The sequence below is a fragment of the Streptomyces sp. NPDC001508 genome (assembly GCF_040298665.1).
Lineage (GTDB): Bacteria > Actinomycetota > Actinomycetes > Streptomycetales > Streptomycetaceae > Streptomyces.
On sequence record NZ_JBEPAP010000004.1, the window covers coordinates 158,307 to 178,320 of the forward strand.

Below are 20,014 nucleotides of genomic sequence, written 5' to 3' on the forward strand. Positions count from 1 at the left end.
GAGCCCGAGGAGATGGCACACAGTAAGTCAGGGTGGCTGATCAATGCGTATCCAGTTCCCTTGGCCGGGCGGCGGGCGCGTGACGGTCCGGGGTGGGCGGGGATTCCGTCCGGACGGGTGATCGTCCTTGACGTGGCGGTGTGCGGGTAGGACCGTGGGGCCCTATGAGGGGCGAACCCAGTTGCCCGAAGTGCGGTGGCCGGGTCAGGGCTCCCGGACTCTTCGCCGATTCCTGGCAGTGCGATGTGCATGGGACGGTGCATCCGCTGCAGCCCGTGATCCCGCCCAGCGTCGAGGCTCTCAGCGTGGTCGTCCATCGGACGCAGGTGCCGGTGTGGATGCCCTGGCCGCTGCCGGTCGGCTGGCTGTTCACGGGGGTGGCCTACGCGGGCGACGACCGCAGCGGCGGCCGGGCGACCGCGGTGGCGTGCTCGGGACCCGGCCCGCTCGGGGGCATGGGCGAACTGATCCTGGTCGCCGAGGAACTGGGCGTCGGCCTCGGCGCGCGCTACGCGGGCATCGCCGGCCCCGACCCGGGACCGTATCTGAACGTCGAGAAGCCGCCCCAGGCGAAGGTGCTGGCGGCCGGTCGCCCGACCCCGCTCTGGCATGTCACCGGCGCCCCGGGCGACCGCGCCGTCTTCGCCGGCGAGGCCCTCGGGTTGTGGCTGTGGGCCGTGGTGTGGCCCGAGCAGACGGGCCTGCTCATGTACGACGAACTGGTGCTGACGGACCTGCGGGACGCGGGCGCCGAACTGGATCTGGTGCCCTGCGGAGCGCTGTCGCCGCGGCTGCTGGAACCCTGAGCGGCGACCGCGGGCCGGCCGCGCGGCGTCGGCCGGAGGATGCCGTGGGAAGGCCGGGGACTGTAGGGGGCGCAGGCGTCTTCGTCCGTGACACGACACCCGTGGACGCCCGTTATCCTTAGGGCGTGTTTCGAAAGTAGCGTCGTCCGCCCAAAGGGCCAGACGGGACGTTCGAAACACGCCCTAGGAGTCTGATGAAGATCTTGAATATGCGCCCGGCTTGCCCTGGTTCAACCCGATTGACATTTACCGGCGATCCGGGGTGAACCGGGTGTCGAAAGCAAGATTTTCAGGACACTCCTAGGTGTCCCTTCGGTCCCGTCTTCGCCTGGAGCCCGCGTCGTGCGCATCGACCTGCACTGCCACTCCACGGCGTCCGACGGCACGGACACCCCGGCCGAGCTGGTGCGCAACGCCGCCGCGGCCGGTCTTGACGTCGTCGCGCTGACCGATCACGACACCACCCGCGGCCACGCCGAAGCCGTCGCCGCGCTCCCGTCGGGGCTCACCCTCGTCACGGGCGCCGAGCTGTCCTGCCGTATCGACGGCATCTCCCTGCATCTGCTGGCCTACCTCTTCGACCCCGAGGAGCCCGCCCTGCTCGCCGAGCGCGAGCTGGTCCGCGACGACCGGGTGCCGCGGGCCCAGGGCATGATCGCCAAGCTGAACGGGCTGGGCGTCCCGGTCACCTGGGAGCAGGTGAAGCGGATCGCGGGCGATGGCTCCGTCGGGCGGCCGCATGTCGCTTCCGCGCTGGTCGAACTGGGCGTCGTGCCGACCGTGGGCGACGCGTTCACCGAGGACTGGCTGGCCGACGGCGGACGGGCCTTCGTGGCGAAGCACGAGACCGACCCGTTCGAGGCCATCCGGCTGGTCAAGGCCGCCGGCGGCGTCACCGTCTTCGCGCATCCGGCCGCCGTCAAGCGCGGCCGTACGGTGCCCGAGTCCGCCATCGCCGAGATGGCCGCGGCCGGCCTCGACGGCATCGAGGTCGACCACATGGACCACGACGCACAGGCCCGGACCCGGCTGCGCGGACTGGCGAAGGACCTGGGGCTGCTGGTCACGGGCTCCTCTGACTACCACGGCGGCCGCAAGCCCGTGGCCCTCGGCGAGTACACCACGGACCCCGAGGTGTACGGCGAGATCACCCGGCGTGCGACCGGCGCTTTCCCGGTGCCCGGGACCGGCGGGGCCTGACACCCGCCCGCGCCCCCGTACCTCTCTTCCGCAAGGCTCCGCTGTACCCATGGTCGACCTCGCCGTCTTCGGCTCCCTGTTCCTCACCCTCTTCGTCATCATGGATCCCCCCGGGATCACCCCGATCTTCCTCGCGCTGACCGCCGGACGCCCCGCCAAGGTGCAGAAGCGGATGGCGTTCCAGGCCGTCTGCGTGGCCGGCGGGGTGATCGCCGTCTTCGGCGTGCTGGGCCATCGGATCCTCGACTATCTGCATGTCTCCGTGCCCGCGCTGATGATCTCGGGCGGTCTGCTGCTCCTGCTGATCGCGCTCGACCTGCTCACCGGCAAGACGGACGAGCCGAAGCAGACCAAGGACGTCAATGTCGCCCTCGTGCCGCTGGGCATGCCGCTGCTGGCCGGTCCGGGTGCCATCGTGTCGGTCATCCTGGCCGTGCAGAAGGCCGACACCGTGGCCTCGCAGGTCTCGGTGTGGTCGGCGATCCTCGCCGTCCATGTCGTGCTGTGGCTGGTGATGCGCTATTCGCTGCTGATCATCCGGGTCATCAAGGACGGCGGGGTGGTGCTGGTGACGCGGCTCGCGGGCATGATGCTCTCCGCCATCGCCGTGCAGCAGATCATCAACGGGATCACCCAGGTGATCAGGGGCGGCTGAGCCCGGGGCCGGCCCGGCGGCCCCACCTCATGCGCAGGGCCCCCGTCGGCGTCGATGCCGCGCGGGGGCCCTGAAAGCTCTTCGACGGTGGTCCGCGATCCGGGTGATCCGTGACCGGTGGTCCGCTTGCGAAGTGTCCGTGCTTCCTGAGTGTCTGTTACGAGGCCGTGCTCTCGGCGGGCCGGATCCACAGCCGCTGTCCGATGGCGGCGGCCTGCTGCACGATCCGGTTGACGGAGGCGGCGTCCACGACGGTGCTGTCCACGGGCGTCCCGTCGACCTCGTCGAGTCGCATGATCTCGAAGCGCATGGCTTCTCCCTTCGTCTCGTTGTTCCGTCTGAGTCAACGGGATGCTTGTTACAAACATTCCCTACGCTAAGGAAATTTTTCGAACGGCTAATTACTGACCGGTAAGAGGTTCTTACGAGACTGACCGGGACCGGTTGTGTTCGCAGCGTGACCGCCGAGACAATGGAAGCGATGAATGACGACCAAGCCGGCATCCAGGCCCGCATCGAGCGCACCAACGAGCTGCTCCAGCGCATGCTCGCCGAAGTGGCGAAGACGCCCTCGACCCACGCGATCTTCGTGGACGCCGGATACCTCTACGCCGCCGCGGGCCGGCTGGTGGCCGGGACGGAGGACCGGCGCGCCTTCGACCTCGACGCGGAGGGCCTGATCGAGGCGCTCATCGACCGCGCCCGCACCATCTTCGCGGACAGCAGGCTGCTCCGGGTCTACTGGTACGACGGTGCCCGGCGCCGCATCCACACCGCCGAGCAGCAGTCCATCGCCGAACTCCCCGACGTGAAGGTCCGCCTCGGCAACCTCAACGCCAACAACCAGCAAAAAGGCGTCGACTCTCTCATCCGCACCGACCTGGAGTCCCTGGCCCGGCACCGCGCCATCAGCGACGCGGCGCTCATCGGCGGCGACGAGGACCTGGTCTCCGCGGTGGAGGCGGCCCAGGGCTACGGCGCCCGGGTCCACCTCTGGGGCATCGAGGCACCCGAGGGTCGCAACCAGGCGGAGCCCCTGCTCTGGGAGGTCGACAGCCAGCGCACCTTCGACCTGGACTTCTTCAAGCCGTATGTCGCCCGGCGCACCGCCGCCTACGAGGGCACGGCGAACCGGCCCACACGCGAGGACGTCCGCTTCGTGGGCGCCCAGATCGCGGCGAAGTGGCTGTCCGCGCGCGGCCGGGAGGCCCTGCTGGAACTGCTGCCCGGCCACCCCTACTTGCCCGGCTCGGTCGACCAGGACCTGCTGGTCGAGGCCGAAGGACTGCTCCAGTACTCGCTGCGCGGCCAGGCGGAGCTGCGGCGCGCGCTGCGGGACGGCTTCTGGGAGCACCTGCAGACGCAGTACTGACCCGGCAGCGGAGGGGCTAACCGTCCGCGCCGGTGCGGTTCTCGCCGTCCGCGCGGGTGCGGTTCTCGCCGTCTTCGCCGGCGTGGTTCTCGCCGTCCTTGCTGGTGTGGTTCTCGCCGGCTTCCCCCGTGCCGTCCCAGAAGTCGGCGATCGCCCGGGCCGTCGGGAGCGGCTGATCGGTGTTGGGCGAGTGCTCCGCACCCTCGATGACGGTCCGGCGGGCCCCGAGCCGTACGGCCATGTCGTCGAGGAGCGGCACCGGCCATGTGTCGTCGGCCGCACCGGACAGCACATGGAACGGCAGCCCCACCGCGGCGAGTTCGCCGACGCGGTCCGGCTCGGTGCACAACTGGCGCCCGGTGGCGATCAGTTGGGCCGGCTTGTTGCCCAGCCAGCGGCGGCGCAGCGCCGCCCGGTCGGCCGGACCGCCGTCGACCTCGGTCTCCTCGGGCGGCTCCATCGCCTGGATGGCGTCCCACACCTCCGCCATCGACATCACGGCGAGGGCGTCCCGCAGCAGCTTGACGCGCTGCTGCTGGGAGGCGGAGATCTGCGCCGGGCCGGAGGCCATCAGGGTGAGCGAGCGGAACACGGCCCCGTCGAGCAGCACGGCCGCCCGCGCGATCTGCCCGCCGAGGGAGTGCCCCAGCAGATGCACCGCAGTGCCCAGGGCCTCCGCCTGCGCCAGCACATCCCGCGCCAACTCCCGCTGTGCGTAAGCGGATTCGTCGTGCTCCGGGCCGTCCGACTCGTACTGCCCGCGTCCGTCCACCGCCACGGCCCGATAACCGCGCCGTGCGAGCGGCATGAACAGCGGATGGAAGTCCTCCTTGCTCCCGGTGAACCCGGGCAGCAGCAGCGCGACCCCCCGCGGCTCCACACCGTCGGCCACGGGCGAGTCGACCACGGCGAACTCGCCACGCGCGGTACGCAACGCGTAGGCACGGGCACCGGGAGGCGGAACGAAGGAGGGCGGTCTGCTCATGCCCCAGAGGCTATCGGCCACGGGGGCCGGGAGCAGAACGGTCGGAAGGACCCTGGATGAACCCCGCCGACCCGACGACCCGGTCCCGCACGAGGTGATGCCGACGGGGCGTGATGGTCGGCGTGCCGTGCGGGGAACGCCGACGGCCCGGTCCCGCTGGGCGGGCCGGGCCGTCGGCGTCGGCGTGGGCGTGGCGGCGGTGCCGGTCAGGCCTCCGGGGTTTCCGCCGCCGCGGCGGCCTTGCGGGTCCTGCGCGCCCTGGGCTTCGCCTCCGTGGCCTCGGCCGTGTCCAAGGCGGTTTCGGCGCTGGCCGTGGCCTTGCGCGTGCGGCGCCTCGGCTTGACCTCCGGCTCCTCGGTGGCCTGCGCCGGGATCCCGCCGGTCACCGGCGCGGCGGCGGCCTTTCGGGTCCGACGAACCTTCGGCGCGGCCTCGGCGCCGTTCGCGGCGTCCACGGCGGCTGTGGTCTTGCGGGTGCGTTTCGGTTTGGCCTCGGCTTCCGCGGTGTCCGCGGGTGTCTCGGCGGCAGCTGCGGTCTTGCGGGTGCGCTTCGGTTTCGCTTCCGTGGCCTCGGCCGTGTCCAGGGTGGTTTCGGCGGTGGCCCCTGCCTTGCGGGTGCGCTTCGGCTTGGCCTCCGCTGCCTCCGCCGTGTCCACTGCGGTCTCGGCCACGGCTGCGGTCTTACGGGTGCGGCGGCGGGGCGTGGGGGCGTCCGCGGTCTCCGCGACGTCGGCCGTGCCCTGCGCCTGCTCGGCGGTGATCTGCGCGGCGGCGGTCTTCCGGGTCCGACGGGCCTTGGGCTTCGCCTCCGCGGCTTCGGCGGTGTCCATCGCCGCTTCGACGGCGGTCGCCGTCTCGGCCGCAGCCGCCGTCTTGCGCGTGCGACGGCGCGGCTTCGCCGGCGCCTCCGGCTCCACAACCGCCGCTGCCTCCGGCGCGGGCGCCGCGGCCACGGGCTCGACGGCCGACACGGGCTCGACGATCGGCTCAGGCCGGACGATCGGCTCGGGCTGGACGACGGCCTCAGGTTCGACGCTCGCCTCAGGGCGGACGACGGCCTCGGGTTCGGTGACCGCCTCGGGCGTGCTCTCGGCCGGTGTCGCCGCGCGCTCACGCTCCGTCGACTTGCGCGTGCGCCGACGGCGCGGCTGCCGCTCGGGGGTCTCGACCGCGGCCGTGCCCTCCGCCGTCGTCAGGGCGGCCTCGGCGGTCGGCGCCGGCTCGGCAGGCTCGGCCGCCGAGGCGACCGCCACCGACTCCGTGGGCGCCCCGCTACGGGTGCGGCGACGGCGGCGCGGCGTACGCGGCACCGTGACCTCCTCCGCGGTGACGGCCTCGGCGGCCGGCGCCCCGGAGCCGACCGGTGCCGCCCCGGATCCGGCGGGCGCCGAGTCGAGCGGTGCCCCGCCGCGCGTACGGCGGCGACGGCGCGGTGTGCCCGCCGGGCGCTCCTGCGCGGCCGGCCGGGACTCGACCCGGCCGGCTCGCCCACCACGACCGCGCGCACCGCGGCCACCGGTCTCGCCCAGATCCTCCAGCTCCTCCGCCTCCAGCCCGGCGCGCGTGCGCTCGGAGCGTGGCAGGACACCCTTGGTGCCCTCGGGAATGCCGAGGTCGGAGAAGAGGTGCGGGGAGGTGGAGTACGTCTCCACCGGGTCGTTGAAGTCCAGCTCCAGCGCCTTGTTGATCAACTGCCAGCGCGGGATGTCGTCCCAGTCCACGAAGGTGATCGCCGTACCCTTCGCGCCCGCCCGGCCGGTGCGGCCGACGCGGTGCAGATACGTCTTCTCGTCCTCGGGAGACTGGTAGTTGATGACATGGGTCACGCCCTCGACGTCGATGCCGCGCGCGGCGACGTCGGTGCACACGAGGACATCGACCTTGCCGTTGCGGAACGCGCGCAGCGCCTGCTCGCGGGCGCCCTGGCCCAGGTCGCCGTGGACCGCGCCGGAGGCGAAGCCGCGCCGCTGGAGCTGCTCGGCGATGTCCGCCGCCGTCCGCTTCGTACGGCAGAAGATCATCGCGAGCCCGCGGCCCTCGGCCTGGAGGATGCGCGCGATCATCTCCGGCTTGTCCATGGAGTGACCGCGGTACACGAACTGCTTGATGTTCGCGACCGTCGCGCCCTCGTCGTCCGGCGCGGTGGCACGGATGTGCGTGGGCCGGGACATGTAACGGCGGGCGAGGCCGATCACCGCGCCGGGCATGGTCGCCGAGAACAGCATGGTCTGGCGCTTGACCGGCAGCATGTCGATGATCTTCTCGACGTCGGGCAGGAACCCGAGGTCGAGCATCTCGTCGGCCTCGTCGAGGACCAGACATCTGACGTGCTTCAGGTTCAGCTTCTTCTGCCCGGCGAGGTCGAGCAGCCGGCCAGGGGTGCCGACGACCACGTCGACGCCCTTCTTGAGGGCCTCCACCTGGGGTTCGTAGGCCCGGCCGCCGTAGATCGCGGTCACCCGCACGTTACGCACCTTGCCCGCGGTCAGCAGGTCGTTGGTGACCTGTGTGCACAGCTCGCGGGTGGGGACGACGACGAGCGCCTGCGGGGCGTCGGTGAGGGCTTCGGGTGCGGCCCGGCCCGCCTCGACGTCGGCGGGGACGGTGACGCGTTCGAGGAGCGGGAGGCCGAAGCCCAGCGTCTTGCCGGTGCCGGTCTTGGCCTGGCCGATGACGTCCGTGCCGGAGAGGGCGACGGGGAGGGTCATCTCCTGGATGGGGAAGGGAGTGGTGATGCCGACGGCCTCCAGGGCCTCGGCTGTCTCGGGAAGGATTCCGAGTTCTCGAAACGTCGTAGTCAGGGTGCTGCCTCTTCTGTGTGCGCGGCGCGAGGCGAGCGCGGGGGTCGTGTCGGACCGTGCCGGGGACGTCGGCTGCCTCACGGGCGAACCGCGGGGGCAAGCCGTTTGGCACGGGACCTCTGCCGACGCTCTAGCGCTCTCGCCGCTGAGGGTTCCCTCCGGTCGGCGTACGCGATGTGCCGTACGTTCATGGAGGGCTGTCGGGTCGGAGCCGATCGGGCCACCGACCGGGCATCCTCATGCGTGCGGCCTGACCGGAAGCGGCGTCGGAACGACGGAGTCCCCAGCAGGCGCATTACCACCATACCCCGGATTCGTGCACATGCGATGGCCGATTTGGCCACGTAGTCGTCATCACACTGATCGATCAAGGACTTCCGCCGCTCGTTGAGCGGGTTATTGTGCGCTTCATGACGAGCTCTGACAAGCCTGACCACGCCCCCGAGGACGCCTCGCCCGAGGCCACCGGAGTCGCCGCCCAGGAGTGGGCCACGGCCTCCGCCGACCCGCAGTACCGCGCCGCGGTCGTGGACCTGCTCGGCGCGCTCGCGTACGGCGAGCTGGCGGCGTTCGAACGGCTCGCGGAGGACGCCAAGCTGGCGCCCACCCTCGCGGACAAGGCGGAGCTGGCGAAGATGGCGTCGGCCGAGTTCCACCACTTCGAGCAGTTGCGGGACCGGCTCGCGGAGATCGGGGAGGAGCCGACTCGGGCGATGGAGCCGTTCGTCGCCGCGCTCGACGGCTTCCACCGCCAGACGGCGCCCTCGGACTGGCTGGAGGGGCTGGTCAAGGCGTACGTCGGCGACTCGATCGCCAGCGACTTCTACCGGGAGGTCGCGGTCCGGCTCGACGCCGACACGCGCGGGCTCGTGCTCGCGGTCCTCGACGACACCGGGCACGCCAGCTTCGCCGTCGAGAAGGTGCGCGCGGCGATCGACGCGGACCCGCGGGTGGGCGGCCGGCTCGCCCTGTGGGCGCGGCGGCTGATGGGCGAGGCGCTGTCGCAGTCCCAGCGGGTCGTCGCCGACCGGGACGCGCTGTCCACGATGCTCGTCGGCGGTGTCGCGGACGGCTTCGACCTCGCCGAGGTCGGCCGGATGTTCTCCCGGATCACCGAGGCGCACACCAAGCGCATGGCCGCCCTGGGGCTGGCCGCCTGACCGGGCGGGGGAGCGCCACGCCGCCTGACCGGGTCGAGGAGTGCCACAAGGAGCGCCGCCGGCCGCGGGCCCGCCGGTGGCTGCGCCGCCACGACCGGCCGTGCGCTCATGCAGGGGCGGATCGCCGGCGCAGCCGCCCCGCCGGGCGCAGCAGCAGCGACAGCGAGGCCGCGGAGACCACCGCCGCGCCGAGCAGGCTGACCGGCACCGGGCCTGCGCCCAGCGCGGTGTGCGTCACGAAGTCGCCGAACAGGGCCCCGGCGACCCCGGTGAAGAAGACGAGGAGGCGGGCGGGCAGCCGGTGAGACAGCCGGCGCATCGCGACGGCGGCCAGGGCGAGGCCGACCAGGGCCGAACCGAGAGCTTCCAGGATCATCAGGGGTCCTTCCACACGGCCGGCCGGCGCTTCACGGTCGTAGCCCGTCCTACCCGTGACCTGCGGAATGCAATCCTCCTCTGTGTACGACTTGTGCGTCGGATGTGGAAGCGCATCCGCGCGTCGGACACACGCGAGGAGCCCGGCGGCAACCTGCCACCGGGCTCCTCGTCCGACTGTGCCGCGGGTGCGTCCGACGCGCGCCGGGCGGCGGCCCACGGCGGACTACAGCGTGCTGAAGCCCACCTTGCGGGTGGTCGGCTCGCCCAGCTCGACGTACGCCAGACGATCCGCGGGGACCAGGACCTTCCGGCCGCGCTCGTCCTCAAGGCTCAGCAGCTGCGACTTGCCGGCCAGCGCCTCGGCCACCACGCGCTCGATGTCTTCCGCGTTCTGACCGCTCTCCAGAACGATCTCGCGGGGCGCGTGCTGCACGCCGATCTTGACCTCCACGGCTATGTCCCTCCGACGGTCAGTGAAGTGCGCGACCCAGCGCGCCGTACCCAGCACACATTAGCCCGGTGAGGGGACGTACACGCTGCGCGCAAGAACGCCAGGAGCGAACAGCGAGCGGGAACAAAGACCGGGCCGGTGGCGGCCGGGCCGCTCAGGGGTGCTGCTCGGCGCCGTGCAGCGGGAAGCCGGCGATGCCCCGCCAGGCCAGCGACGTCAGCAGCTGCACCGCCTGGTCCCGGGGAACGCTCCGGTCGCTGTGCAACCAGGAGCGGGCCACCACCTGGGCGAGACCGCCGAGCCCGGAGGCCAGCAGCATCGACTCCGCGCGCGACAGACCGGTGTCCTCGGCGATGACCTCGCAGATCGCCTCGGCGCACTCGTTGGTGACCTTGTCGACGCGCTCGCGCACCGCGGGCTCGTTCGTCAGGTCGGACTCGAAGACCAGGCGGAACGCCCCGCCGTCGTCCTCGACGTACGCGAAATAGGCGTCCATCGTCGCCCGGACGCGCTGCTTGTTGTCGGTCGTCGACTCCAACGCGCCCCGCACCGCCTGGATCAGGGACTCGCAGTGCTGGTCCAGCAGCGCGAGGTAGAGGTCGAGCTTGCCCGGGAAGTGCTGGTAGAGCACCGGCTTGCTGACACCGGCCCGCTCGGCGATGTCGTCCATCGCGGCCGCGTGATAGCCCTGCGCCACGAAGACCTGCTGGGCGGCGCCCAGGAGCTGGTTCCGTCGGGCACGGCGCGGCAGGCGCGTGCCTCTCGGGCGTGCCGCCTCTGTCTGCTCGATGGCTGTCACGCCGCCTCCCAAGATCGTCCACATGCGGTGTGCGCCGCGCCGCCATCGTACTTTTCGGTAACCGTGGTGTGCGCGGTGCGAGCGCAGAATTTCACGGACCGGACGGTGGCGGTAGCCGATCGGGGTCCCCTCAGCAGGGGCAGGTCACTGACCGTGTCCGGGCGGGCGTCAGCGGTAGTCGTCCTCGTCCAGGGTCACGACCCGTGCCTGTTCGATGAGGTCGGCCTCGTTGGCGCGGTCCGGCTCCACGCCGGTCAGGGAATCGTCGTGCTCCGGCGCGACGTCCGCGTGCTGCTCGGCCGCGTCGACCTCGGGCGCCTCGACGTCGATCTCCGTAACTCCCCGGACCTCCGCGTCCTCGACGGTGTCGGGATCGGTGGGGTCATAGGCCATGGCGGGCTCCCTTCCTACGAACGTCCCCGGAAGCAGCAGGGGTCACACTGCGGGTGCCCTGTGTCTACGAGCGTAAGACACCGACACGGGCGCTATGCCATGAGATGCCGGCCGACGTCGGGATCGCACCCCGCGACACGCCCGGGCGTCGGCCGTTCTGTGACGGCGAACACAGGATCCGCGGCGTGATCGTCTCGTAACATTGCCGCATGTCTTCGACCGAACTGCCGTCCGTGTCGGCCACCAGCGTCCTTCCGAGGGTGGCCCTGGTCAGGGTCGAGGAGGGTGAGCGGCTGAGGTCGGTCGGGCTGCCGGGGATCACCCTGTCGATCCGGTCGCGGCCTCCCGCGCGCGAGGGACTGCCGCCCGCCCTGTTCGTGCACGGGCTCGGCGGCTCCTCGCAGAACTGGTCGGCGCTGATGGCCCAGCTGGACGACATCGTCGACGGCGAAGCGGTCGACCTGCCGGGCTTTGGAGACTCCCCGCCGCCGGACGACGGCGACTACTCCGTCACCGGCCACGCGCGCGCGGTGATCCGCTACCTGGACGCGGCCGGGCGCGGCCCTGTGCACCTCTTCGGCAACTCCCTGGGCGGCGCGGTCGCCACCCGGGTCTCCGCGGTCCGCCCGGATCTCGTCAGGACCCTCACGCTGGTCTCTCCCGCCCTGCCGGAGCTGCGTGTGCAGCGCACCGCCGTGCCGACGGCCCTGCTGGGCCTGCCCGGCGTGGCCGCGCTGTTCACCCGGATCACCCGGCAGTGGACCGCCGAGCAGCGGGTCCGCGGCGTCACGGGGCTGTGCTACGGGGATCCCGGGCGGGTGACTTCGGAGGCGTTCCAGCACGCCGTGGAGGAACTGGAACGGCGGCTGCGGCTGCCGTACTTCTGGGACGCGATGGCGCGCAGCGCGCGCGGGCTGGTGAACGCGTACACGCTGGGCGGCCAGCACGGGCTGTGGCGCCAGGCCGAGCGTGTGCTCGCCCCGACCCTGCTGATCTACGGCGGCCGCGATCTGCTCGTCGGCTACCGCATGTCCCAGAAGGCGGCCCGTTCCTTCCGTGACTCCCGGCTGCTGTCCCTGCCGGACGCCGGGCATGTGGCGATGATGGAATACCCTGAGACGGTGGCCGTGGCCTTCCGGGAACTCCTGTGCGATGTGCGGGAGTTGGACGGCGAGTCGGTCTCGGCGCGGCGACCTGAAGAGCCCGGTGGACCCGGCTTGGCCGATGTCGACGTGGAGGTCGGAACCGATCTCGACGACACGGGCGCCAGGAGCTGAGGGGGCGAGGTGGGACGGCACAGCCGCCGCGGATCCGCCCCCAAGGGCGACGCCGCGGACATAACCGCACGGCGAGACGCGGCGGGGCCGGCGACGGGCGGCACCGGTGGCGCGGGCGGCCCGGACGACGCCGGCGCCCCCCGCGCGGGGAGCGCGCCGGGACAGGCGGCGCGGCCCGGCCCCACACCGGGACCATTGCCCGGCCAACGACGCCCCACGGCCGACGGGATGCTCGCGCGGGGGGTTCCGCGGGCGGTGGATGGGACCGGGACCCAGGGGGTCCCCTGGTCGCCTGACGGGAGTCCCGCCCGGGGGGTACCTCGGTCGGATGACGGGACTCCGGGCCGGGGCGTGCCGCGGCTGCCCGACGGGACTCCCGGCCGGGGGGTACCGCGGTTGCCGGACGGTACGTCGGCGTATGGGTTTCCGGGGTTGCCTGACGGGGCTCCTGCGCGGGGCGTGCCGCGGTTGGCGGATGGGACTCCTGCCCGAGGGGTGCCCCGGTTGCCGGACGGTACGCCGGCGTATGGGTTTCCGGGGTTGCCTGACGGGGCTCCTCCTCGGGGGGTACCTCGGCAGGGGGACGGGGCTCCCGCCCCGGGGGTTCCGCGGAGGGCGGACGGTACGCCCGCGCGGGGGGTGCCGCGGGCCCGTGGTGGGCATCCCGAGCAGCGTGAACCCGGCGGGGGCTGGGGCGAGTTGCGTGGGCGGAGCGGCATGGGGCAGGGGGTTGCCCCGGGGCCGGCCGCCGCGGGCACCGGTGCCGCCCTGCCGCGGCAGCGGCCCGTGCCGCCCGGCGGCCCTCGGCAGGACTACCTCGACGCCTTCGGCGCCGACGCCGACCCCGATGTGTTCGCGCCCCGCACCAAGCCCGGCCCGCGGCCCGCGGAACCGTACGCCGCCGCCCCCGTGGCGGGCGAGCGCGACGAGGACGACGAGCCCCCGACCGGCCCGCCCGCGCCCGCCAAGGGCGGCAAGGGCCGTGCGTTCACCGGGATCGCGGCCGCCGCCGTCACCACCGTGCTCGCGGTGATCGTGGCAGGGCAGGTCACCGACGGCCGCGACGACACCGAAGCACAGCCGCGGTCCACCACCGACCAGGCGCGCGACGCCCGGGACCCCGCCTCCCGCGCCGACGGCCGCGCCACCGCCTCCGCGTCGCCGGACGTGACCCCGCTCACGTACGAGCAGAAGATGGACAAGAAGTACCCGCTCGGCGCCACGCTCAAGGCGGCGGGCAGGTTCGAGGCGATCCCCGGCATCGCCAAGGCGCCGGGCACCGGCCAGAAGTACACCTACCGGGTGGACGTGGAGCAGGGGCTCGGACTGGACGGCGAACTCTTCGCCCAGGCGGTGCAGAAGACGCTCAACGACCGCCGCAGCTGGGCCCACGGCGGCGCCCGCACCTTCGAGCGGATCCACTCGGGCGAGCCCGACTTCGTCATCACCCTCGCCAGCCCCGGCACCACCGCCGAGTGGTGCGCCAAGTCCGGTCTGGACACCACCGAGGACAACGTCTCCTGCGACTCGGCCGCCACCCAGCGCGTGATGATCAACGCCTATCGATGGGCGCAGGGCAGCACGACGTACGGCGATGAGATCCACGCCTACCGGCAGATGCTCATCAACCACGAGGTGGGCCACCGGCTCGGCTACGGCCATGTCACCTGCGACAAGGACGGACAGCCGGCGCCCGTCATGCAGCAGCAGACCAAGTTCCTCGACCATGACGGAATCCACTGTCTGGCCAACCCCTGGCCCTACCCCGGTAGTTGACCGGCGTCGCTCCTGTCACGTTTGACATGTGCAGATTGTTCGTTCATATTTCTGCGCATGTGGACCTGCCATGCCGTCACCTCTCGCGCCGCCATCGAGCTGGCGCTGATCGGTGTGACCGCGCTCTGCGTGGCCGACATCCACTGTCGTTGACGCCTGCCCCTGGCGTTCGCGTCGCGACCTGACTCACCGTTTCCCTGCCCCGTGCCGACGGCACGGATCTCCTCGACGACCCGGCGCCGGGGCGGACGTCTGTACAGATGCGTCTCACCCCTTGTGCATCTGTCTCGCCATTCGAGAAATCCTCGACATCAACCGAGAGGTCGTCATCCCGATGCGTCATCCGTCCCTCACAGCGCGCCGCTTGGCAGCGGCAACCGTCGGCCTGGTCGTGGCAGCGGGCGCCGCCGCCTGCGGGCCGGAAGACAACGATGCCAAGGGGTCGAGTGGCGACTCCGCGCCGCACGAGGGCGGCACCCTCACGGTCCTCAACTCAAGCCCGCAGCAGAACTTCGACCCCGCCCGCCTCTACACCTCCGGCGGCGGCAACGTCCCGTCCCTGGTCTTCCGCACCCTCACCACCCGCAACCGGGAGAACGGCGCGGCCGGCGCCAAGGTCGTCCCCGACCTCGCCACCGACACCGGGCGCCCCAACAAGGACGCGACCGTGTGGACGTACACCCTGAAGAAGGGACTCAAGTACGAGGACGGCACCCCGATCACCTCGGCCGACATCAAGTACGGCATCGAGCGCTCCTTCGCCCCCGAACTCTCCGGCGGCGCCCCGTACCTGAGGGACTGGCTGGTCGGCGCGGCCGACTACCAGGGGCCGTACAAGGACAAGAAGGGGCTCTCGGCGATCGAGACGCCGGACGACCTGACGATCGTCTTCCATCTGAACAAGCCGGAGGGCGAGTTCCCCTATCTGGCCACCCAGACGCAGTTCACGCCCGTGCCGAAGGACAAGGACACCGGCGCCAAGTACGAGGAGCACCCCGTCTCGTCCGGCCCCTACAAGGTCGTCAAGAACGAGAACGACGGCGAACACCTGGTCCTGGAGCGCAACGCGCACTGGTCCGCCGCCACGGACACCGAGCGCAAGGCCTACCCGGACACCATCGACGTGCGCTCCGGGCTCGACTCCTCGGTGATCAACCAGCGGCTGTCGGCGTCCCAGGGCGCGGACGCGGCCGCCGTCACCACGGACACCAACCTCGGCCCGGCCGAACTCGCCAAGGTCACCGCAGACAAGGAACTGGCCGCGCGTGTCGGCACCGGCCACTTCGGCTACACGAACTACCTCGCGTTCAACCCCACGGTCAAGCCGTTCGACGACCCGAAGGTGCGGCAGGCGATCTCCTACGCCATCGACCGCTCGTCCGTGATCAACGCGGCCGGCGGTTCGGCGCTCGCCGAGCCCGCGACCACCTTCCTGCCCGACCAGAAGTCCTTCGGCTACACGCCGTACGACCTGTTCCCGGCCGGCGAGACGGGCGACGCCGCCAAGGCCAGGGAACTGCTGAAGGCGGCGGGGCACCCGAACGGGCTGACCATCACCCTGACCCATTCCAACAGCAAGGACTTCGAGACCAGCCCGGAGATCGCGACCGCCGTCCAGGACGCGCTCAAGAAGGCCGGCATCACGGTCAAGCTCCAGGGCCTGGAGGAGAACGACTACTCGGACAAGATCCACAACGTGAAGACCGAGCCGGGCTTCTTCCTCGCCCACTGGGGTGCCGACTGGCCCTCCGGCGGCCCCTTCCTCGCCCCGATCTTCGACGGCCGCCAGATCGTCAAGGACGGCGCGAACTTCAACACCAGCCTGCTCAACGACAAGTCGGTCAATGACGAGATTGACGCGATCAACAAGTTGACCGATCTTGACGCTGCCGCCAAGAGGTGGGGTGCACTGGACAAGAAGATCGGCGAACAGGCCCTGACCGTGCCGTTGTTCCACCCCGTCTACAAGCGTCTGTACGGCAAGGACATCAAGAGCATCGTGATCAGCGACTGGACCGGAGTCCTCGACATCTCGCAGGTCGCGGTCAAGTAGGCCGAGCGGATCAGCACAGTCATGAGCGAGACCTCAACGGTCTCCCGGACCGCCGGGACGGACACCACCGTCCCGGCGGTCTCCGGGGCCCGTCAGTTCTGGCGGCGGCTGCGCACGCAGCGCGCCGCCCTCGGCGCGGCGGTCGTCGTCGCGCTGCTCGTCCTGGTGGCGCTCGCCGCGCCGCTGCTCACCGCCATCGAGGGCCAGGACCCGACCACCTACCACCCGGCGCTGGTCGACTCCGCCCGCGGCGGCGTGCCCATCGGCTCGTTCGGCGGGATCAGCGGCGACCACTGGCTGGGCGTCGAACCGCAGACCGGGCGCGACCTGTTCGCACGGCTGGTCCACGGGGCGCGCGTGTCCCTCGGGGTCGCGCTGACCGCGACCCTGGTGCAGGTGTTGATCGGGGTCGTCGTGGGCGTCGCGTCCGCGCTCGGCAACCGATGGGTTGATCAACTGTTGAGTCGGGCCACCGACATCATCATCGCCATGCCACTGATGATCATGGCTCTGGCGCTGCTCGCGATCGTCCCGTCGACCTTCCCGCGGCCCGTCCTGGTCACCCTGGTCATCGGCCTGATCGCCTGGGGCAACATCGCCAAGATCGTGCGCGCTCAGACGCTCGGTCTCAAGGGGCTCGACCATGTGGCCGCCGCCCGGCTCAGCGGCTGGGGGCCCTGGCACGTCGCCCGGCGCGAACTGCTGCCCGGACTCGCCGCGCCCGTCATCACGTACGCCGCCCTGCTCGTGCCCATGAACATCTCCGTCGAGGCGGCCCTGTCCTTCCTCGGCGTCGGCGTGAAACCGCCGACGCCCTCCTGGGGACAGATGCTCACCTCGGCCGACGTCTGGTACCAGGCGGCGCCGCAGTACCTGCTGCTCCCGGCCGGTGCCCTGTTCGTGACCGTGCTCGCGCTGACGGTCCTCGGCGACGGCGTGCGCACCGCCCTCGACCCGCGCGCGGCCTCACGGCTGCGCGTAGGAACGGGCCGCGGGCGCGCGGCCGGCTCCGGCCGTAAGAGCGGCAGCGAGCCCGGCGACGGGACCGGCCGCGCGGGCGGCCTCAAGGACACAGACGGGCGCGGGGACGCCGGCGGTGCCGTCGAGAAGGAGGGGTCCGCATGAGCGGCTTCGGCGGCTTCGTCCTGCGCCGCGCCGTCGGCACGGTCGTCACCCTGCTCGCCATCTCGGTGATCGTCTACGTCGTCTTCTACGCGACCCCGGGCAACGTCGCCCAGATCACCTGTGGCCCGCGCTGCTCCCCGGAACAGGTGCAGCAGGTCGCCCAGCAGCTCAGGCTCGACGACCCGCTGTACGTGCGCTACGGCCACTTCCTCCAGGGGCTCGTCGCCGGCCAGGACTTCTCGACCGGCACGTCGGTCGAGCACTGCCCGGCGCCCTGCCTGGGGCTCTCGTACCAGACCGGCCAGCAGGTCATGGACATCATCCTGGCCAAGCTGCCCGTCAGCCTGTCGCTGGTGCTCGGCGCGATGGTGCTCTGGCTCGTGCTCGGCGTCGGGACCGGTGTGCTGTCGGCGTGGCGGCGCGGGCGGATCTCCGAGCGCCTGCTGACCGCCGTCACCCTCGCGGGCACGGCGACCCCCGTCTTCGTCATCGGGCTCGTGCTGATGATCGTCGTCTGCGGCGAACTGCGCCTGCTGCCCTTCCCGCAGTACGTCGCCCTCACCGACGACCCCGAGCAGTGGGCCTGGAACCTGCTGCTGCCGTGGCTGTCACTGGCCCTGATCGAGGCGGCCGCGTTCGCCCGGCTCACCCGGGCGGCGATGCTGGAGACGCTCGCGGAGGACCACATCCGCACCTTCCGCGCCTACGGCCTCGGGGAGCGGTCCGTCGTCGGCCGGCACGCGCTGCGCGGCGCGCTGGCCCCCGTCATCGCGCTGAACGCCAACAACGTCGGCTCCTCCGTCGGCGGCGCCGTGCTCACCGAGACCCTCTTCGGCCTGCCCGGCATCGGCCAGGAACTGGTGCACGCCGTCAACGTCGTCGACCTGCCGGTGGTCGTCGGCACGGTCCTGGTCATCGGTTTCTTCGTGGTCATCGCCAACGCCGTCGCGGACGTGCTGTACGCGGTGGCCGACCGACGGGTGGTGCTCGCAGGAGCCTGGTGGACGTCAGGGACCTCACGGTCGAGTTCGGGCCCCTGCGGGCCGTCGCCGGGCTGTCCTTCCGGCTGGCGCGCGGCGCCGCGCTCGCCCTGGTCGGCGAGTCCGGCTCCGGCAAGTCCACGGTCGCGAACGCCCTGTTGGGCCTGCACCGGGACACCGGCGCGCGGGTCGGCGGGTCGGTCCGGGTCGCCGGGACCGATGTGCAGCGGGCTTCCGAGGAGGAACTGCGGCGCCTGCGCGGCGGCAAGGCCGCCATGGTCTTCCAGGACCCGCTGTCCTCGCTCGACCCGTACTACGCGATCGGCGACCAGATCGCCGAGGTGTACCGCGTACACGCGCGCGTGTCACGGCGGGCGGCACGCGCGCGTGCCGTCGAGGTCCTGGGCCGGGTGGGGATTCCGGACGCCCGGCGCCGGGCCCGCGCGCGCCCGCACGAGTTCAGCGGCGGCATGCGCCAGCGTGCGCTGATCGCCATGGCGCTGGCCTGCGCGCCCGACCTGCTGATCGCGGACGAGCCGACCACCGCGCTGGACGTGACGGTCCAGGCGCAGATCCTCGACCTGCTGCACACGCTGCGCGCGGAGACCGGGATGGGGCTGCTGCTCGTCACCCACGACGTGGGGGTCGCCGCAGAGAGCGTCGACGAGGTGCTGGTCATGCGGCACGGCGAGGCCGTCGAGCACGGCCCGGTCGGCACCGTCCTCGGCACGCCCGCACAGGAGTACACCCGCGAACTGCTCGCCGCGGTGCCGCGCGTGGACGAGACTCGCGCGGCTTCGGCTTCGGCTGGGGCTGGGGCAGCGGCTCGGGCGGAGGCGGCCCCGGTCGACGTGGCTCGGGCGGGCGTCGGACGGGGGGAGGCGCCGGGCGCGGAGGCGTCGGAGGCCATGGAGCCGAGCGTCGGGAGCGCGACGGACGCCGGAGATGCGGCGGGCGTCGGGGGTGCGGCGGGCGGCGGCTCGCGCGTGGCCCGCGAGGTCGTCCTGGAGGCGGCCGGGCTCCGGCGGCTCTTCGGGCGCGGCAAGCGGGCGTTGACCGCTGTGGACGACGTCTCCCTCACGGTCCGCAGGGGCGAGACCCTCGGCATCGTGGGGGAGAGCGGCAGCGGCAAGACGACCCTCGGCCGCATGCTCGTCGGCCTGCTGGAGCCGACGGCGGGCGAGATCCACTACGCGGGCCGCCCGCACACCGGGGTGAACCCGGCCGTGCAGATGGTCTTCCAGGACCCCGTCTCCTCCCTCAACCCCCGTCGCAGCGTGGGCGAGTCCATAGCCGACCCGCTCCGCGCGCGGGGGAGGGACGAGGAGCACATCCGGGGGCGCGTACGCGATCTGCTGGAGCGCGTGGGGCTCGAAGGAGCGCACTGCGACCGCTACCCGCACGAGTTCAGCGGCGGCCAGCGCCAGCGCGTGGGCATCGCGCGGGCGCTCGCCGCCGACCCGCGCGTCATCGTCTGCGACGAGCCGGTCTCCGCGCTGGACGTCACCACCCAGGCCCAAGTGGTCGCCCTACTCGCCGAATTGCAGCGGGAACTGGGACTCGCGCTGGTCTTCGTCGCACACGACCTCGCCGTGGTCCGCCGGGTCAGCGACCGGGTCGCGGTGATGCGCCGGGGCCGGATCGTGGAGACCGGCCCCGCCGACGAGGTGTACGACTCCCCGCAGGACCCCTACACCAAGCAGCTCCTGGCCGCGGTGCCCGCTCTCGACCCCGAGGTCGCGGCCCGGCGCCGGGCCGCCCGCCGGGAGCTGGCCACGACATGACACTTCGTGTCCGTGTGAT

General features: G+C 72.0%; 18 protein-coding genes and 1 pseudogene. 12 read left to right on the plus strand and 7 right to left on the minus strand.

Features of this window, described 5'->3' with window-relative positions; translation table 11 throughout:
* Positions 1-164 precede the first annotated feature (164 nt).
* The 3 genes from ABT245_RS06315 to ABT245_RS06325 all read left to right on the plus strand — a co-directional run bounded on the left by ABT245_RS06315 (position 165) and on the right by ABT245_RS06325 (position 2,661).
* On the plus strand, positions 165-806 hold the full coding sequence (locus tag ABT245_RS06315; RefSeq protein WP_351729295.1) for a DUF6758 family protein: 642 nt from the start codon (positions 165-167) through the stop codon (positions 804-806).
* 342 nt (positions 807-1,148) lie between these two features.
* A complete protein-coding gene (locus tag ABT245_RS06320) occupies positions 1,149-2,006 on the plus strand; it encodes a PHP domain-containing protein (RefSeq protein ID WP_351729298.1) in 858 nt (285 codons plus the stop codon).
* A 49-nt stretch (positions 2,007-2,055) separates the two neighbouring features.
* Positions 2,056-2,661: a MarC family protein gene (locus ABT245_RS06325; RefSeq protein ID WP_351729301.1), complete on the plus strand. Its 606-nt coding sequence runs from the start codon at positions 2,056-2,058 to the stop codon at positions 2,659-2,661.
* Positions 2,662-2,818: 157 nt separating this feature from the next.
* Here the strand turns inward: ABT245_RS06325 and ABT245_RS06330 are convergent, their stop codons facing one another.
* Entirely contained in the window at positions 2,819-2,971 is a 153-nt protein-coding gene (locus tag ABT245_RS06330) for a DUF8834 family protein (protein WP_121887214.1), read from the minus strand.
* Between the two features lie 171 nt (positions 2,972-3,142).
* On the opposite strand from ABT245_RS06330, the gene ABT245_RS06335 reads away from it, so the two are divergent.
* The gene (locus tag ABT245_RS06335) at positions 3,143-4,033 is read left to right on the plus strand and encodes an NYN domain-containing protein (RefSeq protein WP_351729303.1); all 891 of its coding nucleotides are present in this window, start codon (positions 3,143-3,145) and stop codon (positions 4,031-4,033) included.
* 16 nt (positions 4,034-4,049) lie between these two features.
* On the opposite strand, the gene ABT245_RS06340 is transcribed toward ABT245_RS06335, so the two are convergent.
* Positions 4,050-5,018 (minus strand): alpha/beta fold hydrolase, encoded by a 969-nt coding sequence (locus ABT245_RS06340; protein ID WP_351729306.1) that lies wholly within the window; start codon positions 5,016-5,018, stop codon positions 4,050-4,052.
* Positions 5,019-5,224: 206 nt separating this feature from the next.
* Complete coding sequence (locus tag ABT245_RS06345) at positions 5,225-7,726, minus strand: DEAD/DEAH box helicase (protein WP_351729601.1); 2,502 nt, start codon at positions 7,724-7,726, stop codon at positions 5,225-5,227.
* 494 nt (positions 7,727-8,220) lie between these two features.
* Here ABT245_RS06345 and ABT245_RS06350 point away from each other — a divergent pair, with 494 nt between their 5' ends.
* Positions 8,221-8,979 carry a ferritin-like fold-containing protein gene (locus tag ABT245_RS06350; protein ID WP_351729308.1) on the plus strand — a complete coding sequence of 253 codons (759 nt, stop codon included), beginning with the start codon at positions 8,221-8,223 and terminating at the stop codon, positions 8,977-8,979.
* Between the two features lie 106 nt (positions 8,980-9,085).
* Here ABT245_RS06350 and ABT245_RS06355 read toward each other — a convergent pair whose 3' ends face one another.
* The 4 genes from ABT245_RS06355 to ABT245_RS06370 all read right to left on the minus strand — a co-directional run bounded on the left by ABT245_RS06355 (position 9,086) and on the right by ABT245_RS06370 (position 11,000).
* Positions 9,086-9,355, minus strand: coding sequence for a hypothetical protein (locus ABT245_RS06355; RefSeq protein WP_351729311.1), 270 nt, complete (start codon positions 9,353-9,355; stop codon positions 9,086-9,088).
* A gap of 225 nt (positions 9,356-9,580) precedes the next feature.
* The gene (locus tag ABT245_RS06360) at positions 9,581-9,808 is read right to left on the minus strand and encodes a DUF3107 domain-containing protein (RefSeq protein ID WP_351729313.1); all 228 of its coding nucleotides are present in this window, start codon (positions 9,806-9,808) and stop codon (positions 9,581-9,583) included.
* Positions 9,809-9,962: 154 nt separating this feature from the next.
* Positions 9,963-10,607: a TetR/AcrR family transcriptional regulator gene (locus ABT245_RS06365; protein WP_351729316.1), complete on the minus strand. Its 645-nt coding sequence runs from the start codon at positions 10,605-10,607 to the stop codon at positions 9,963-9,965.
* A 168-nt stretch (positions 10,608-10,775) separates the two neighbouring features.
* On the minus strand, positions 10,776-11,000 hold the full coding sequence (locus ABT245_RS06370; protein WP_351729319.1) for an Rv3202a family protein: 225 nt from the start codon (positions 10,998-11,000) through the stop codon (positions 10,776-10,778).
* 209 nt (positions 11,001-11,209) lie between these two features.
* Here ABT245_RS06370 and ABT245_RS06375 point away from each other — a divergent pair, with 209 nt between their 5' ends.
* The 7 genes and pseudogenes from ABT245_RS06375 to ABT245_RS06405 all read left to right on the plus strand — a co-directional run bounded on the left by ABT245_RS06375 (position 11,210) and on the right by ABT245_RS06405 (position 19,995).
* Entirely contained in the window at positions 11,210-12,277 is a 1,068-nt protein-coding gene (locus tag ABT245_RS06375; protein WP_351729322.1) for an alpha/beta fold hydrolase, read from the plus strand.
* 717 nt (positions 12,278-12,994) lie between these two features.
* Positions 12,995-14,053: a DUF3152 domain-containing protein gene (locus tag ABT245_RS06380; protein ID WP_502982071.1), complete on the plus strand. Its 1,059-nt coding sequence runs from the start codon at positions 12,995-12,997 to the stop codon at positions 14,051-14,053.
* Positions 14,054-14,110: 57 nt separating this feature from the next.
* Positions 14,111-14,206 (plus strand): Ms4533A family Cys-rich leader peptide, encoded by a 96-nt coding sequence (locus tag ABT245_RS06385; protein WP_351729326.1) that lies wholly within the window; start codon positions 14,111-14,113, stop codon positions 14,204-14,206.
* 181 nt (positions 14,207-14,387) lie between these two features.
* Positions 14,388-16,106, plus strand: coding sequence for an ABC transporter substrate-binding protein (locus tag ABT245_RS06390; protein ID WP_351729329.1), 1,719 nt, complete (start codon positions 14,388-14,390; stop codon positions 16,104-16,106).
* Between the two features lie 21 nt (positions 16,107-16,127).
* Positions 16,128-17,231 carry an ABC transporter permease gene (locus ABT245_RS06395; RefSeq protein WP_351729331.1) on the plus strand — a complete coding sequence of 368 codons (1,104 nt, stop codon included), beginning with the start codon at positions 16,128-16,130 and terminating at the stop codon, positions 17,229-17,231.
* A pseudogene (locus ABT245_RS06400) lies at positions 17,228-18,223 on the plus strand (ABC transporter permease); the annotation flags it as partial. The gene ABT245_RS06395 and the pseudogene ABT245_RS06400, both read left to right, overlap by 4 nt.
* Positions 18,224-18,231: 8 nt before the next feature.
* A complete protein-coding gene (locus ABT245_RS06405; protein WP_351729333.1) occupies positions 18,232-19,995 on the plus strand; it encodes a dipeptide ABC transporter ATP-binding protein in 1,764 nt (587 codons plus the stop codon).
* Positions 19,996-20,014 lie beyond the last annotated feature (19 nt).